The 13,642-nt window shown below is 67.4% G+C and carries 12 protein-coding genes and 2 pseudogenes; 12 read left to right on the top strand and 2 right to left on the bottom strand.

Features of this window, described 5'->3' with window-relative positions; genetic code table 11:
- Positions 1–108: 108 nt before the first annotated feature.
- Positions 109–504: pseudogene (locus ACNPQM_RS17725) on the top strand (transposase); the annotation flags it as partial.
- A 96-nt stretch (positions 505–600) separates the two neighbouring features.
- Here ACNPQM_RS17725 and ACNPQM_RS17720 read toward each other — a convergent pair.
- The gene (locus ACNPQM_RS17720) at positions 601–1,056 is read right to left on the bottom strand and encodes a VOC family protein (RefSeq protein WP_418084746.1); all 456 of its coding nucleotides are present in this window, start codon (positions 1,054–1,056) and stop codon (positions 601–603) included.
- Between the two features lie 1,133 nt (positions 1,057–2,189).
- Here ACNPQM_RS17720 and ACNPQM_RS17715 point away from each other — a divergent pair.
- Positions 2,190–3,731 (top strand): M28 family metallopeptidase, encoded by a 1,542-nt coding sequence (locus tag ACNPQM_RS17715; RefSeq protein WP_418084745.1) that lies wholly within the window; start codon positions 2,190–2,192, stop codon positions 3,729–3,731.
- A gap of 1,009 nt (positions 3,732–4,740) precedes the next feature.
- Here ACNPQM_RS17715 and ACNPQM_RS17710 read toward each other — a convergent pair.
- Positions 4,741–4,896 (bottom strand): hypothetical protein, encoded by a 156-nt coding sequence (locus tag ACNPQM_RS17710; RefSeq protein WP_418084744.1) that lies wholly within the window; start codon positions 4,894–4,896, stop codon positions 4,741–4,743.
- Positions 4,897–4,982: 86 nt separating this feature from the next.
- Between ACNPQM_RS17710 and ACNPQM_RS17705 the strand changes: the two genes are divergently transcribed.
- From ACNPQM_RS17705 to ACNPQM_RS17660, 10 genes and pseudogenes are all read left to right on the top strand, one after another.
- Positions 4,983–5,285, top strand: coding sequence for a molybdopterin-dependent oxidoreductase (locus ACNPQM_RS17705; protein WP_418084752.1), 303 nt, complete (start codon positions 4,983–4,985; stop codon positions 5,283–5,285).
- A complete protein-coding gene (locus ACNPQM_RS17700; RefSeq protein ID WP_418084751.1) occupies positions 5,198–5,410 on the top strand; it encodes a molybdopterin-dependent oxidoreductase in 213 nt (70 codons plus the stop codon). The genes ACNPQM_RS17705 and ACNPQM_RS17700 overlap by 88 nt, the downstream gene beginning before the upstream one ends.
- Before the next feature lie 75 nt (positions 5,411–5,485).
- Positions 5,486–6,892 carry a glucose-6-phosphate dehydrogenase gene (gene zwf, locus ACNPQM_RS17695; protein ID WP_418084743.1) on the top strand — a complete coding sequence of 469 codons (1,407 nt, stop codon included), beginning with the start codon at positions 5,486–5,488 and terminating at the stop codon, positions 6,890–6,892.
- Positions 6,893–7,271: 379 nt separating this feature from the next.
- On the top strand, positions 7,272–9,353 hold the full coding sequence (tkt, locus tag ACNPQM_RS17690; RefSeq protein ID WP_418084742.1) for a transketolase: 2,082 nt from the start codon (positions 7,272–7,274) through the stop codon (positions 9,351–9,353).
- Positions 9,354–9,393: 40 nt separating this feature from the next.
- Entirely contained in the window at positions 9,394–9,570 is a 177-nt protein-coding gene (locus tag ACNPQM_RS17685; RefSeq protein ID WP_418084741.1) for a hypothetical protein, read from the top strand.
- 211 nt (positions 9,571–9,781) lie between these two features.
- Positions 9,782–10,801, top strand: a complete 1,020-nt coding sequence (gnd, locus tag ACNPQM_RS17680) for a phosphogluconate dehydrogenase (NAD(+)-dependent, decarboxylating) (RefSeq protein ID WP_418084740.1) — start codon at positions 9,782–9,784, stop codon at positions 10,799–10,801.
- Positions 10,798–11,493 (top strand): HAD family hydrolase, encoded by a 696-nt coding sequence (locus ACNPQM_RS17675; protein ID WP_418084739.1) that lies wholly within the window; start codon positions 10,798–10,800, stop codon positions 11,491–11,493. Before gnd ends, ACNPQM_RS17675 begins: the two co-directional genes overlap by 4 nt.
- A gap of 234 nt (positions 11,494–11,727) precedes the next feature.
- The gene (locus ACNPQM_RS17670) at positions 11,728–12,495 is read left to right on the top strand and encodes a uracil-DNA glycosylase (RefSeq protein WP_418084738.1); all 768 of its coding nucleotides are present in this window, start codon (positions 11,728–11,730) and stop codon (positions 12,493–12,495) included.
- A gap of 164 nt (positions 12,496–12,659) precedes the next feature.
- Positions 12,660–13,038 (top strand): annotated as a pseudogene (locus tag ACNPQM_RS17665) (DoxX family protein).
- A gap of 205 nt (positions 13,039–13,243) precedes the next feature.
- Positions 13,244–13,498 (top strand): hexameric tyrosine-coordinated heme protein, encoded by a 255-nt coding sequence (locus ACNPQM_RS17660; RefSeq protein ID WP_418084737.1) that lies wholly within the window; start codon positions 13,244–13,246, stop codon positions 13,496–13,498.
- Positions 13,499–13,642: the final 144 nt, after the last annotated feature.

The following is a 13,642-nucleotide window of genomic DNA, read 5'->3' as shown; positions in this document are numbered from 1 at the left end:
ATCGGCCAGATCAGTCCGATCGCCTACGAACAGAGATCCATTACGCTGACCACGGCCGCATAGGAATCGATGTCCACGATCCAGGGGGAAGCCCCGTCGACCAGCACCCCCGGCCTGCTGGAAGTTCGTGGCGTCGGGCCGGACAGCGCCGCTGCCCTTCTCGTCTCGGCCGGCGACAACCCTGAGCGGCTCGTCAGCGAGGCATCCTTCGCAGCCTTATGCGGCACCAGCCCGGTCGAGGCTTCATCCGGGAAGACACAGCGCCGCAGACTGAACCGGGGCGGCGATCGCCAGGCGAACGCCGCCCTCTACCGGATCGTCCTGAGCCGTTTGCACTGGGACGACCGCACCCGCGACTACCTGCAACGACGTCTGGCCGAGGGGAAGACGCGCCGCGAGATCATCCGCTGCCTCAAACGCTACGTCGCACGAGAGATTTACCGACTCCTCGTCCCAGCGAAGCCTCCGGCTGACCAAGCAGGACCTGCCGGAGTTGCCGCTTGACATCCAAAGGGGCATCAAGCTCGCGGTCCGCTACGAAGCGACCGTCCTCGTCGCGGTGATCAACGAGTGGCTGTGAGCAGCACGACCCAAGGATGCCTAGACAACGTCGAACTCGTTGCCCTCCGGGTCCTGGAGCAGGGCGGAGTACTGCCCCATGTCAGGCTCATCCCTGAGCTGAAGTACGCTGGCGCCGGCTTGGACCAGTCTCTCCACTGTGGTGGCGACCCGCTGCGTGCGGACCGCCAACGGGACGTCGCGCCCGCCGCCAACCTTCAGGTCGAAGTGGATTCGGTTCTTGATGGCTTTGGGTTCCGGAACCTGCTGGAACCACACCCGCGGCCCTCGTCCTGCGGGATCGACGATCGACTCCGGGATGTCGCCTGCACCTGCAGGCAACTCCTCCTCTGGCACCCCCATGGCTGCCCAATACTCCCGCCACGTGGCGTAGCTGGCCGGCGGCGGTTCGGGTATGTATCCCAGAGCCTCGCTCCAGAACGCCACCATCCTCTGCGGATCGGCACAGTCGATCGTCAGTTGCAGCGTCATCTCCATAACCAGAGCGTGGCATACACGTCTGACATTCACGCTGGCCCCCCCGACAACGGGAGAGGCGCACTTTCGCTACACACCCTAGCCCGCACCGCCCGCGCCGTCACCGCCTCGCTCCTCCGTGTACTCGAGAGCGGCGAGCCGGAGTACAACGGAGCCTCCAGTGCAAGCCCCAAATCCGTCTTGACCAATTGCACGACGACGCCCCGCCGGAGCAAGCCGGCGGGGGCCCTCACGTGTCACGAGCGATCACAGACGTGTCACCAACCCCCTTGACGCTCTCACGTCACAAGGCCCTGACCTGGACTTACGCGCTCACCCTGGACCAACTGGACGCCCGTGGACGGTTTCTACGACATGTGCCATGTAGTACCGCGGGAAGCTCCCCCGCTGGCACCAGATAGCAAGATCCGGACCAGGTGCGGACCAACTCGGCTTCGTATCTACCGATGACCAGCAGTTCTGGTCTATCTCCGGTCCAAAGACCAGCTCACTCGGAATCGTCTGAGCCACCGCTTACGCGATCCCACTCCCGCATCGACTGCTCGATGAGACGGTTGGCCTGCACTGCCCTGCGCCGCGGGCGCACTCCGCCGGGTCCACGTCGGAGTACAGCCGAAACGAAATCCCGGCGTGCCGAAGGCCATAGGGCCGCTCAGCCAGGCCGGAGGCAAGTCCGATCCGGGTCAGGACGCTCTTGCATGCCCGCGCCCACGTGAGACCCGCGTTGGCCAAAAACCCTGGTAGATCCTTCCCCAAACTCTCAACTTCGTTCGAGCAGGGGAGACCCCACCCCAGGACATCCGAACCACCTTGCGATCGCACGCACTTGACGACGCTCCTTCCGGGGAGCATGGCCGCTCACGGCACTAGCCCGCACCGGTGGCTTCCAGTCAACTTCGGTCAAATCAGCAGCCGATCGGTGCGCTCGGCACCCGCGCCCGGGTGGCGCCGACGCGGAAGATTCCCGTCAACCCATTACCAAGCGTTTACTGAGCAGATACCTTTCTCCTTGCCGGTAGCAGGGGGGCGGAGCGATCCGGCCGCCCCTGCCTGCCCCGGAGTACCGCCGTACGTTGTTCGGCCAGTTTTCGGCCATTACGCCTATGTCTCATGGACCGCCGGAAGGAAGCGCTTTGAACGCTCGGAACCGCCGCACCACGGTAGCCGCCGTATCCGTTGCAGGGCTCATAGCGCCACTGCTGCTTATCGGATCAGGCACCGCCTCTGCCGACAGCAACCCTGCCAAGGAGGCTGCCAAGCTCGCAAAGAAGCTCGTCAAGAAGAGCAACGCCGAAGATGCCTACGAGCATCTGAAGCAGTTCCAGCGGATCGCCGACAAGAACGGGAACACCCGGGTGGCCGGGTCAGAGGGGCACCGGCAGTCGGCCGAGTACGTCGAAGGCCTGCTGCGGAAGGCCGGGTACTCCGTGACCCGGAACGAGTTCGACTACCCGTTCACCCAGACGCTGGCGGAGAGCCTGCGGGTGGTGTCGCCGCAGCAGCAGGACGTCCCGGTGATCGCCATGACGTACTCCGCCAGCAGCCCGGTCGGCGGCATCTCCGCCCCGGTCTCGGTGGTGCCGGTCGACGCCGCCACCGGCTGTGAGCGGGAGGACTACGCCTCCGGGACGTTCACCGGCAAGATCGCGCTGATCAAGCGCGGCGGCTGCACCTTTGCGCAGAAGCAGGAGACCGCCGCCGGTGCGGGCGCGGTCGGCGCGATCATCTACAACAACACCGAGGGCTCGCTCAACGGCACCCTGGGAGAGCCGTCCGCCGCCAAGATCCCGACCGGCGGCGTCACGCAGGCGGACGGCGAGGCGCTCGCGGCCAAGGCCGCCGCCGGCGCAGTGACCGTCAACCTGGAGATCCGCACCTTCTCGGAGACCCGGCACACCTACAACGTGATCGCCGAGACCAAGGGCGGCGACGCGGACAACGTGGTGATGTTCGGCGCCCACCTGGACTCGGTGGCGGCCGGCCCTGGCATCAATGACAACGGCTCCGGCTCCGCCGGGATCCTCGACGTGGCCCTGAACCTCGCCCACGAGAAGGTCCAGAACAAGGTGCGCTTCGCCTGGTGGTCGGCTGAGGAGTTCGGCCTGCTGGGCTCTGAAGCGTACGTCAACAGCCTCTCGGCGGCGGACCGTGCGAAGGTCAAGCTCTACCTGAACTTCGACATGATCGCCTCGCCGAACTACGCCCAGTTCGTCTACGACGGCGACGACTCCGACCAGGTCGGTTCCGGCCCCGGCCCGGAGGGCTCGGCGCAGCTGGAGAGGCAGATCACCGACTACCTGGACAGCCGGGGCACCCCGCACGAGGGCACCGACTTCACCGGCCGGTCGGACTACGGGCCGTTCATCGAGGTGGGCATCCCTTCGGGCGGAACCTTCACCGGCGCCGAGGGCATCAAGACGGCCGAGCAGGCAAAGGTGTACGGCGGTAAGGCCGGTGTCGCGTACGACGCCTGCTACCACGCCGCTTGCGACAACCTGAAGAACATCAGCATGAAGGCGTTCGACGTCAACGTCGACGTCATCGCCAACGCGGTGGGCCAGTACGCCTGGGACACCAGTCTTCTGAGCAAGCCGGTGGCGCCGCAGAACACCAAGGGTTCGGCAGGCAGCGGCGGTGGCCTGCACGAGGGCCACGACCACGAGGTCACCGAGTAACTCCCGGTACACACGGGGGGGAGGGCTGGACAGTCCGGCCCTCCCCTTCGATGCTGCGGCGGGAGGCACGGTCGCTACGTGTTTCCTAGCGGAGGGAAACCTGGCAGGTGGCTTGATCCGCTGTGACGGACATCGGAGATCAGGGGCTCATCCCCGGGAGATTGTCCGTCAAGAAAGCGCGTCTGAACGGGCCTGCCCGTGACGCCGAGCTCATCGTCGACCACCGTCGTCGGCTGATCCGCCACCGCGCGGCAACAGTCAACAAGCTGCACTGATCTCTCCACGAGATCGACCTGCGCTGCCCGTCCCCTCGCGAGGACTGCGTCGCCTGTGTGTTTTCGACTCCCTTGAGGCAACTCTGGCTGACACCGATCGCGTTCTGTTCCTCGAACAAGGTCAGGGTCCGCCTCAACCGGGGCGGCAACCGCGATCAACAATGCCCTTCACATGATCGCTGTCACATAAATGCGCGGCGACGGGAAGGGAGCTGCGTACTACACCAAGCAGATCGCGACCGGCAAGACCGTCAAGAAGGCGCTTCGCCTGCTCAAACGCCGGATCTCGGACCGCGTCTTCCGCGCCTGCTCGCCGACGAGTCCGCACAGCGCTTCCAGGCCCAACCCGTTGCAGAAGTCGTCGAGTTGGCTGCTTGACATGGAAGCGTTAAGGAGACCCGGTGACGGTGCACCCGTTCATTCACCAACGGCCAGCACATGTCGACCGCGTCGCGGTTCAGGCTGTGCCCAGTCCGTTTCTCCGCCAGGGGATGGACGAGATTCCTGTAGTGCCGGACAAGCTCCGAGGCCAGCTTGGCGTCGTGCTCAATCCACTTGTTCCGATGCGCAAAGTCCACAAGGTCTTTCAGCCCCATGTCCCGCAACGGCTTCGGCATTCGTGTGCCGCTGGCGCGGGCCTCTACGGCGTGCACGAGGGCGGCGAAACGCCGGGCCAGTTCGGGGGGTCCTCGGACAGTCGGTCCAGGAGTTTGCGGGCCTCGCAGCGATCGGCCTCATTGGTGGAACGCCTCGGTCAGTGAGTCGATCGGGGACGTGTACGCCCGCGGATCACAGACGGTGACGGCCCGGTACACCTCCGCCAGTTCGGGCACGCCGTGGACATCGGGCCGCGGCAACTGCCCGGCGATGGGCCGCAGCTCCTCCTCCACCTCACGGGCAGGGGGCAGCCGGTGGATGCCGCCCCCGGCGAGTGCAGCGAGAAGGGCACATCACCCCACTTTTGGCATAATGGTGCCTGTACGACGAGGGATTCGCCACTTGGCGCCTGAAGGTCCATGGCCTGGTCGAGAAGCCGGTCGGGCTGGGCCTGGACAAGCTGCGCGCACTCCCCCACCGCCAGCAGATCACCCAGCACTATTGCATCCGGAGCTGGTCCGGCATCGCCAAGTGGGCGGCGTGTCCATGGCCACGAACATGGACCTGGTCAAACCCAATTCCAAGGCCCGCTGGGTGGGCTTCTACTCCCTACCGGGCGACGGACCCGACGGAGGCCTTACGTACGACGTCCACCCCACCGAGCAAATGCGCGACCACTTGACGATGCAGGCATACGACATGAACGACGTCCCGCTGTCGTCCGGGCATGGCGCCCCGCTACGACTGTGCATGAGGTCTGGATCGGCTTCAAGCAGGTCAAATGGCCGGCTGGCATCGAATGCGTAGCCCGTTTCTCCGAGGTCGGTGGGGCCACGAATTGCAGATGAAAGGCACCAGCGGACAGGACCAGGAGGAGCGATCATGGCCAGAAGCCATGTGCATGGCCGTTCGGACGCCCTGGCATTCTTCGGGGCAACGGGAGACCTGGCGTACAAGCAGGTTTTCCCGGCACTGGCAGCGCTGGTGGCTAAGCATCGGCTGGATGTGCCGCTGATCGGGGTGGCCAAGTCCGGATGGGACCGAGACCGGCTCATCGAGCGGGCACGGGACAGTCTCACCCACCACGGAGGTATCGACGCGGAGGCCGCGGAGCGGCTGTACGGGCTGCTGCGCTACGTGGACGGCGACTACAACGACCCTGGGACATTCAAGGCACTCCGTGCCGAACTAGGTGACGCCAGAGCTCCGCTACATTATCTGGCCATTCCGCCGGCGCTGTTCGGCACAGTGATCAAGGCCCTGCACGAGTCCGGATGCGCCGACGGAGCCCGGGTGGTGGTGGAGAAGCCATTCGGCCACGACTTGGCGTCGGCCCAGGAGCTGAACACCACCTTGCACCGAGTGTTCCCCGAGTCCTCGATCTTCCGCATCGACCACTACCTGGGCAAGGAGGCAGTACTCGGCCTTCTGTACTTCCGGTTCGCCAACTCCTTCCTCGAGCCGATCTGGAACCGCGCCTACGTGGACTCGGTGCAGATCACCATGGCCGAGGACTTCGGCGTGGCCGGCCGGGGCGCCTTTTACGACCAGACCGGGGCGATCCGTGACGTGGTGCAGAACCACATGCTCCAGGTGCTGTCCCTGGTGGCCATGGAGCCCCCTGCCGGATACGGACACGAGGACATCAGGGACGAGAAGGCAAAGGTGCTGCGCGCCATTCCCCCGCTGCGGCCGGACGATGTCATCCGCGGCCAGTTCGCCGGTTACACCGATGAACCCGGGGTGGCTGAGGACTCCGCCGTGGAGACGTTTGTGGCACTGCGGGCGCACGTCGACACCTGGCGGTGGGCCGGGGTGCCCTTCTTCATCCGGGCCGGCAAGCGGCTGCCGGTCACCGCGACCGAGGTCCTCACCCGGCTGCGCCGGCCCCCGAAGGCCATCGCGGGTCGCGGCGAGGACGCCGGCGAAGCGAACTACGTGCGGTTCCGCTTGAGTCCGGACATCTCGATCTCGCTCGGCGCCAGGATCAAGGCGGCGGGGGAGACGATGACCGGCACGGACATCGAACTGGCCCTGCACGAGCAGCCTGGGCCGGCCGGGCTGGCACCCTACGAACGATTGCTCGGCGGCGCGATGGACGGCGATGCCTCGCTGTTTGCCCGCGAGGACGAGGTGGAGGCCGCGTGGGCGGTGGTCGACGCGGTACTCGGCGACGTCACCCCGCTGCACGGCTACCAGCCCGTCACGTGGGGCCCGGAGGAGGCCGCGAACCTGACGGTCCACCATGCCGGCTGGCACGATCCCCCCTCCGGGCAGGCTGGGAAATGAGCAGCGCCGGGAACTGGGACCTGGCCGCGCGTCAGCCGGAGCAGGACGCGGAAAAGCGGGCCGGGGCGCAGCATGCGGCCGGACTGATACACCCGGGCGTGATCGTCGGCCTCGCCCCGGGAGGCACAGCCGACTTCGCCCTGCACTACCTGGCCGGCCGGCTGACGGCGAGCCGGCCGCAGCGGCCGGCATCCCCACCGGCGAGGACATCCACGAACCGACCATCGCCATGACGGTCGATACCGGGCAAACATCGCCGTCGCCGGCTCGGCTGTCTTCGACACCACGCGGCCGGTATCGGCAGCGTGGCCGCCTCTGCGCAACACCGCTCGGACAGCCACCTTCCGCGTAACCACAGCCGGAGGAGCGTGAACCACCCATGACCGACCAAGCAAACCAGCTCGCCACGGAAAATGCGGACCGGCGCAGCGTCGACACGATCCGCACCCTGTCCATGGATGCGGTGCAGGCAGCGGAGTCCGGGCATCCCGGCACCCCGATGGCGCTGGCCCCGGTGGCGTACTGCCTGTGGCAGCGGCACCTGCGGTTCGATCCAGCCGACCCCATCTGGCCGGGTCGGGACCGGTTCATCCTGTCCAACGGCCACGCCTCGATGCTGCTGTACTCACTGCTGCACCTGACCGGGGTGCAGGCGGTGAACCCGAAGTACGAGACCACCGGCAAGCCCTCGGTGACGTTGGAGGACATCAAGGCGTTCCGACAGATCGACAGCCGCTGCCCGGGGCACCCGGAGTACCGGTGGACCTCGGGTGTCGAGACCACCACCGGGCCCCTGGGCCAGGGGGTGGCCACCAGCGTGGGCATGGCGGCCGCGGGCCACTGGCTGGCCGAGCGCTACAACAAGCCGGGCTTCGGGCTGTTCGACTACGACGTGTACGCGCTGATGGGCGACGGCTGCATGATGGAGGGAATCAGCAGCGAGGCGGCGTCGCTGGCCGGGCACCTGCGCCTGGACAACCTGTGCTGGATCTACGACAACAACCACATCACGATCGAGGGATCCACCTCGCTGGCCTTCTCAGACGACGCCGCCGCCCGCTTCCAGAGCTACGGTTGGAACGTCACCCGGGTCGGCGACGCCAACGACCTGGACCTGCTGTCCAAGGCCTTCGACGTGTTCAAGGCGACGTCGGGGCGGCCCACGCTGATCATCGTGGACACCCACATCGGCTACGGCGCCCCGCACAAGCACGACACCGCCGCGGCACACGGCGCGCCACTCGGCGAGGACGAGGTCCGGGCCGCGAAACGGTTCTACGGCTGGCCCGAAGATGCCCACTTCCTGGTGCCGGACGGGGTGTACGAGCACTTCCAGGAGGGCATCGGCCGCCGCGGCGCGGAACTGCGGGCGGAATGGTTCGCGATGTTCGAGCGCTACCGTGAGGCTCACCCGGATCTGGCCGACGAGGTGTACCGGATGAGCCACCGTCAGCTGCCCGACGGCTGGGACTCCGATCTGCCCACTTTCCCGCCCGACCCGAAGGGACTGGCCAGCCGGCAGTCTTCCGGCCAGGTGCTCAACGTCCTGGCCCGCAACGTCCCCTGGCTGCTCGGCGGAGCCGCCGACCTCTACCCCTCGACCAAGACCCGGCTCACCTTCGACGGCGCCGGGGACTTCGAGGCGGACAGCTACACCGGGCGGAATTTCCACTTCGGCATCCGCGAGCACGCCATGTGCGCCATGGCCAACGGCATGGCGCTGACCAAGGTGCGGCCGTTCGCCTCCGGGTTCCTCATCTTCACCGACTACGCCCGCGGCGCGATGCGGCTCACGGCACTGATGGAGATCCCGGTCGTCTACATCTGGACCCATGACTCGATCAGCCTGGGCGAGGACGGTCCCACCCACCAGCCGATCGAGCAGCTCGCCTCGCTACGGGCCATGCCCGGCATCCTGGTCATCCGCCCCGCCGACGCCAACGAGGTGGTTGAGGCGTGGCGGGTGATCATGCCGCTGCGTCACGATCCCGCCGTTCTCGTGCTGTCCCGCCAGTCGCTGCCGACCCTGGACCGCTCGCGCTACGCCGCCGCTTCCGGCCTGGCCCGCGGCGGCTACGTACTGGCCGACCCCCCGGAGGCGGAGCCCGAGGTGATCCTGATCGGCACCGGATCGGAGGTCGCGCTGTGCGTGGCTGCCCATGAGGCGCTCACCGCGGAAGGCATCCCCGCTCGTGTGGTGTCGATGCCCTGCTGGGAGCTGTTCGAGAAACAGGACCAGGCCTACCGCGACGAGGTGCTGCCGCCGCGGATCCGCGCCCGGGTCGCGGTCGAGGAGGGCGCCGATTTCGGCTGGTCCCGGTATGTCGGCATCGACGGAGCCGTCCTCGGCATGGAGACCTTCGGCGCGTCGGCGCCGATCCAGAAGGTCCAGGCGAAGTTCGGCTTCGAGCCCGCCCATGTCATCCAGGCAGCCCGGGATCAGCTGGCCCGCCAGCCGTGACCGGCACCGCCCCGGTCGTCCCGTGGAGAGAGGAAGATCCATGAAACCGACCCAGGCCCTGAACGAGGCGGGCCAGAGCCTCTGGCTGGACAACATCACCCGGGCGCTGCTCGACGAGGGCATCCTGGACCGCTACATAGCCGAGTACTCGGTGACGGAATCGATGCCGACTCGCTGGCAAGGGAGCTGCAGCGCGAGGGCGCGGACACCTTCGTGACCTCCTGGAGAGGCCTGCTGAACCGGATCGGGTCCAGGCACGAGCAGCTTTCCGGGGCGGGCTGACCAGGTCGCTGGCCGGTCCTGTCGAACTGGGTGTCCGGCTGCCTGTTCCGTAAGCGCTCCGTGCGGCTGATCACCGGCCCGCGCGGAGCGGACCAAGGAAAGCTCCAAGACCAGGCATGACACAAGAAACTAGAAGGTGACTCGAGATGCAGATCGGAATGGTCGGGCTGGGCCGGATGGGCGCCAACCTTGTCCGGCGGCTGAGGAACGCGGGTCACGACTGCGTGGTGTTCGACATCAACCCGGAAGCGGTGAAGGAACTGCAAGGCGAAGGGGCCACCGGGGCATCCTCCCTGGAAGACCTGACTGCCAAGCTGACCAAGCCCCGGGCTGTCTGGGTCATGGTCCCGGCCGGCGAGATCACCGGCAAGACAGTCCGCGACCTGGCGGACCACATGGAACCTGACGACGTGGTCATCGACGGTGGCAACTCCTACTACCGGGACGACATCGCCAGGTCCGGGACGCTTTCGAAGTCAGGCATCCACTACGTCGACGTGGGCACCAGCGGCGGGGTGTGGGGACTGGAGCGCGGCTACTGCCTGATGATCGGCGGCCCGGACCAGATCGTGGACCGGCTCCGGCCGATCTTCGAGGCGATCGCATCCGGCGTGGACGCGGCGCCGCGCACCCCCGGACGGGAAGGCGCCCCTGCGCCGTCAGAACACGGCTACCTGCACTGCGGGCCGGCCGGTGCCGGACACTTCGTGAAGATGGTGCACAACGGGATCGAGTACGGGGTCATGGCCGCCTACGCCGAGGGCCTGAACATCCTGAAGAACGCCAACGCCGGCACCGCGAGCCGCCAGGCCGACGCAGAGACCGCCCCGCTCGAGCAGCCCGAGTACTACCGCTACGACATCGACCTCGCCGAAGTAGCGGAGGTGTGGCGCCGCGGCAGCGTGATCGGGTCCTGGCTGCTCGATCTCACCGCCGCTGCCCTGCTGCAGTCCCCGGTCCTCGACGAGTTCTCCGGCCGGGTCTCGGACTCCGGCGAAGGCCGCTGGACCGCGGTCGCCGCAGTGGAGGAAGGGGTGCCCGCGCCCACCCTGGCCACCGCGCTGTTCTCCCGGTTCGGCTCCAGGGACCTGGACCACTTCGCCAACCAGGTTCTGTCGGCCATGCGCAAGGGCTTCGGGGGGCACGCGGAACGGCCGGCCGGATGAGCGGCCGCGATCGCCAGCACCTGGCCCTGCTGTTCGACATCGACGGCACTCTGATCATCACCGGCGGGGCAGGAGCCCGTTCCTGGCGCCTGGCCTTCGACGAGTTGTACGGCATCCCCGCCGACATCGGACAGTTCACCGACATCGGTATGACCGACCCCGACGTGGGCCGTAAGACCTTCGAGGCGGTACTGGGCCGCAAGCCCGAACGGCACGAGTTCGCCAGGCTCCTGGAACGGCGTCTGCACTACCTGCGCCGGACCGTGACCGAGTCCGAACACTACCGCGTGCTGCCCGGCGTCGAAGACCTGCTGCTCGGATTGGTTGACGAGGGCTACCTGCTCGGCCTGATCACGGGCAATCTCGAGGCTGCCGCGCACATCAAGCTGCACCGCGCCCGCCTGAACCGGTTCTTCTCCTTCGGCGGCTACGGTTCGGACTCCAACGACCGCGCGGAGATAACTCGCATCGCGCTGCACCGGGGCTCCCTGGTCTACGGCGAGCATCTAGGTCTGGACCGCTGCGTGGTCATCGGCGACACCCCGCACGACGTAGCAGGCGCGCATGCCGCAGGGGTCGCCTGCGTCGGAGTGGCCACCCACAAGTACAACTCCGCCCAGCTCGCCGAGGCCAAGGCCGATTGGGTCATCGAGTCCTTTGAGGACGGCCTGCCCCACGAGGCCCTGGGATGAGCGTCCTGACAAGGAAGCACAGGTACTGCTGTCCCTCGGCCACTGCTCAGGCGGAGCTGCTCGGCCGACCGCGTCGGCATGGAGAACGCCAGGCGCCTCCTGGACGGCCGACAAGGGTGAGCCCGGCCTTGCAACGACACCTGCAAAAAATGCCCGATTCAAGCATTTTGGGTATTTTTTCGAGTGACTGGTGGCAGCGGGCCAGGAGCCCGGCCGCCGGGAGAGGAACAGGGCATGCACGACAGCCGCCCGGAGGCGCACGATTTTCCCGCAGTGACGGCTCCTCGGGCCCATACGGTGCGGGATCTGGATACGGCGGTGGCGACCTGCCGGGCTTGCCCGCGGCTGGTGGACTGGCGGGAGGAGGTCGCCAGGGTCAAGCGCAGGGCTTTCATGGACTGGGACTATTGGGCGCGTCCGGTGCCCGGCTTCGGACCGCCGGACGCACCACTGGTGATCATTGGATTGGCGCCGGCCGCGCACGGCGGCAACCGCACCGGGCGCATCTTCACCGGTGATCCCTCCGGCGACGCCCTCTATGCCGCCCTGTACGACCTCGGGCTGTCCTCCCAGCCGACCGCCACCCACCACGAAGACGGAATGGAACTGTACGGGGTACGGATCACCGTTCCGGTGCACTGCGCACCTCCCGCCAACCGTCCCACCACCACCGAACGCGATACCTGCCGGCCGTGGCTCGCCCACGAATTGGAACTGCTGCGCCCGACCCTGCGGACGTTCGTCACCCTCGGCGCATTTGCCTGGCAGGCGCTGCTGCCCGTACTGGCCGGCGCCGGATGGCGGCTGCCCCGGCCTCGCCCGGCCTTCGGGCACGGCGCCGAAGCGCTGGTCATCGATCCACTAGGCGAGCGGGAGGTGCGTCTGATCGGCGCCTACCACCCCAGCCAGCGCAACATGTCCACCCGCACCCTCACCCCCGCCATGCTCCGCGACGTGCTGCGCCGGGGCGCCGAGGCCGCCGGGCTGCCCACCCGTATCTGAGCGCGGCACGCGGGACGATCCCGAACCGGTGCGCAGCCACTCGACACGCCTGCTCCACAGGGAAGCCGCACGTTGAGGCCGCTGCCACGCCAACCGTACGGACGAGTGGATGCGGCGCCGAGGCGTCCTTGGCGCGAGGGTGGAAGTGCGTGTGTAAACCCGCGATCTGCTGGAGGTGTACCGCTGCGACAAGTGTGGATCGTCGCGACATCGGTCTGCTGCTTCTTCGTCTCGGGGTGAGCGGGCCAATGTTCGCCCATGGAACACAGAAGCTCTTCGGCTGGTTCGGGGGTTCCGGCATGAAGGGCGCCGCGAAGTGCACGGAGGAGCCTGGCAAGTTGAGCGCTCTCGCCGCCGGAATCGCCGAAGCGGGCGGCGGGACCCTGACGTCTCTCCCTGGACCACGCGTGCGAGTATCGTCTGGACCGTCCGTGGATGGCCCCCGCGGCGCTCGCTGCCGCCGCTGTCCTTACGGCAGTCGTGGTGGGGGCGCGGCAGGCAGAGCTGCGCGAATCCCGGAACGCATCCGAGCAGAAGGCCTGAGAGGGGCCAGCACCCACCCCCGGGCAGCCGGGACATCGCCGGAAGCGAACAGACGGATCCTGCACCCTGCGGCTTTCGTGCTCTTGGCACGGGAGGCCGACATCAGCCGCGGCATGCGCGTGCGCAGTAATCGGGATCACACCCACAGCCCAGCTCCCGTGTGTCACGGACACGCAGGAGCCGGTGTCCTGGCGAAACTGCCTTCATGAACCGCGTAACCGACGAGGATCTGGTCCTCATCCCCGGCAACTCCCTGATCACCAAGACCCCGGAGGAAGGCCGCGCTCTGGCGCTCACCCTGGCCCGGCACACCATTCACAACATCCAGCCCGACCTGGATGTCCTCAAGAGCGGGCGGCTCAACTACTCCACCGCTCCGGACAGTCTCCTCCACGCGGCGCAGATTGTGGCTCTCGAATTCCGGACCATCGCCGCAGCCAACAACTACTGGCGCGATTGACTCCCCCGACGCCCGGCACACCCGGTGCCGGGCGTCGAACCGGGTGCAGCAGGCACTCAACCTGCCGGCAGATCGATGTGCGTCGACTGAACGAGCTGAGCCGGCCTGCCGCCCCACTGCTGTTCGCGCTCATTGCACGCCCGG

Source organism: Streptomyces sp. NPDC056231 (assembly GCF_048270745.1).
In the GTDB taxonomy this organism is placed as follows: domain Bacteria; phylum Actinomycetota; class Actinomycetes; order Streptomycetales; family Streptomycetaceae; genus Streptomyces.
The sequence above is the reverse complement of the archived record's forward strand: the minus strand, read 5'-3'. Positions and strand labels throughout refer to the sequence as shown.

Excerpts from the sequence above, each read along its gene's own strand:
- ACNPQM_RS17675 (WP_418084739.1), top strand. The coding sequence starts at position 10,798 with ATGAGCGGCCGCGATCGCCAGCACCTGGCCCTGCTGTTCGACATCGAC.
- tkt (WP_418084742.1), top strand. The coding sequence starts at position 7,272 with ATGACCGACCAAGCAAACCAGCTCGCCACGGAAAATGCGGACCGGCGC.
- zwf (WP_418084743.1), top strand. The coding sequence starts at position 5,486 with ATGGCCAGAAGCCATGTGCATGGCCGTTCGGACGCCCTGGCATTCTTC.
- ACNPQM_RS17720 (WP_418084746.1), bottom strand. The coding sequence starts at position 1,056 with ATGGAGATGACGCTGCAACTGACGATCGACTGTGCCGATCCGCAGAGG.
- ACNPQM_RS17660 (WP_418084737.1), top strand. The coding sequence starts at position 13,244 with ATGAACCGCGTAACCGACGAGGATCTGGTCCTCATCCCCGGCAACTCC.
- gnd (WP_418084740.1), top strand. The coding sequence starts at position 9,782 with ATGCAGATCGGAATGGTCGGGCTGGGCCGGATGGGCGCCAACCTTGTC.
- ACNPQM_RS17670 (WP_418084738.1), top strand. The coding sequence starts at position 11,728 with ATGCACGACAGCCGCCCGGAGGCGCACGATTTTCCCGCAGTGACGGCT.
- ACNPQM_RS17685 (WP_418084741.1), top strand. The coding sequence starts at position 9,394 with ATGAAACCGACCCAGGCCCTGAACGAGGCGGGCCAGAGCCTCTGGCTG.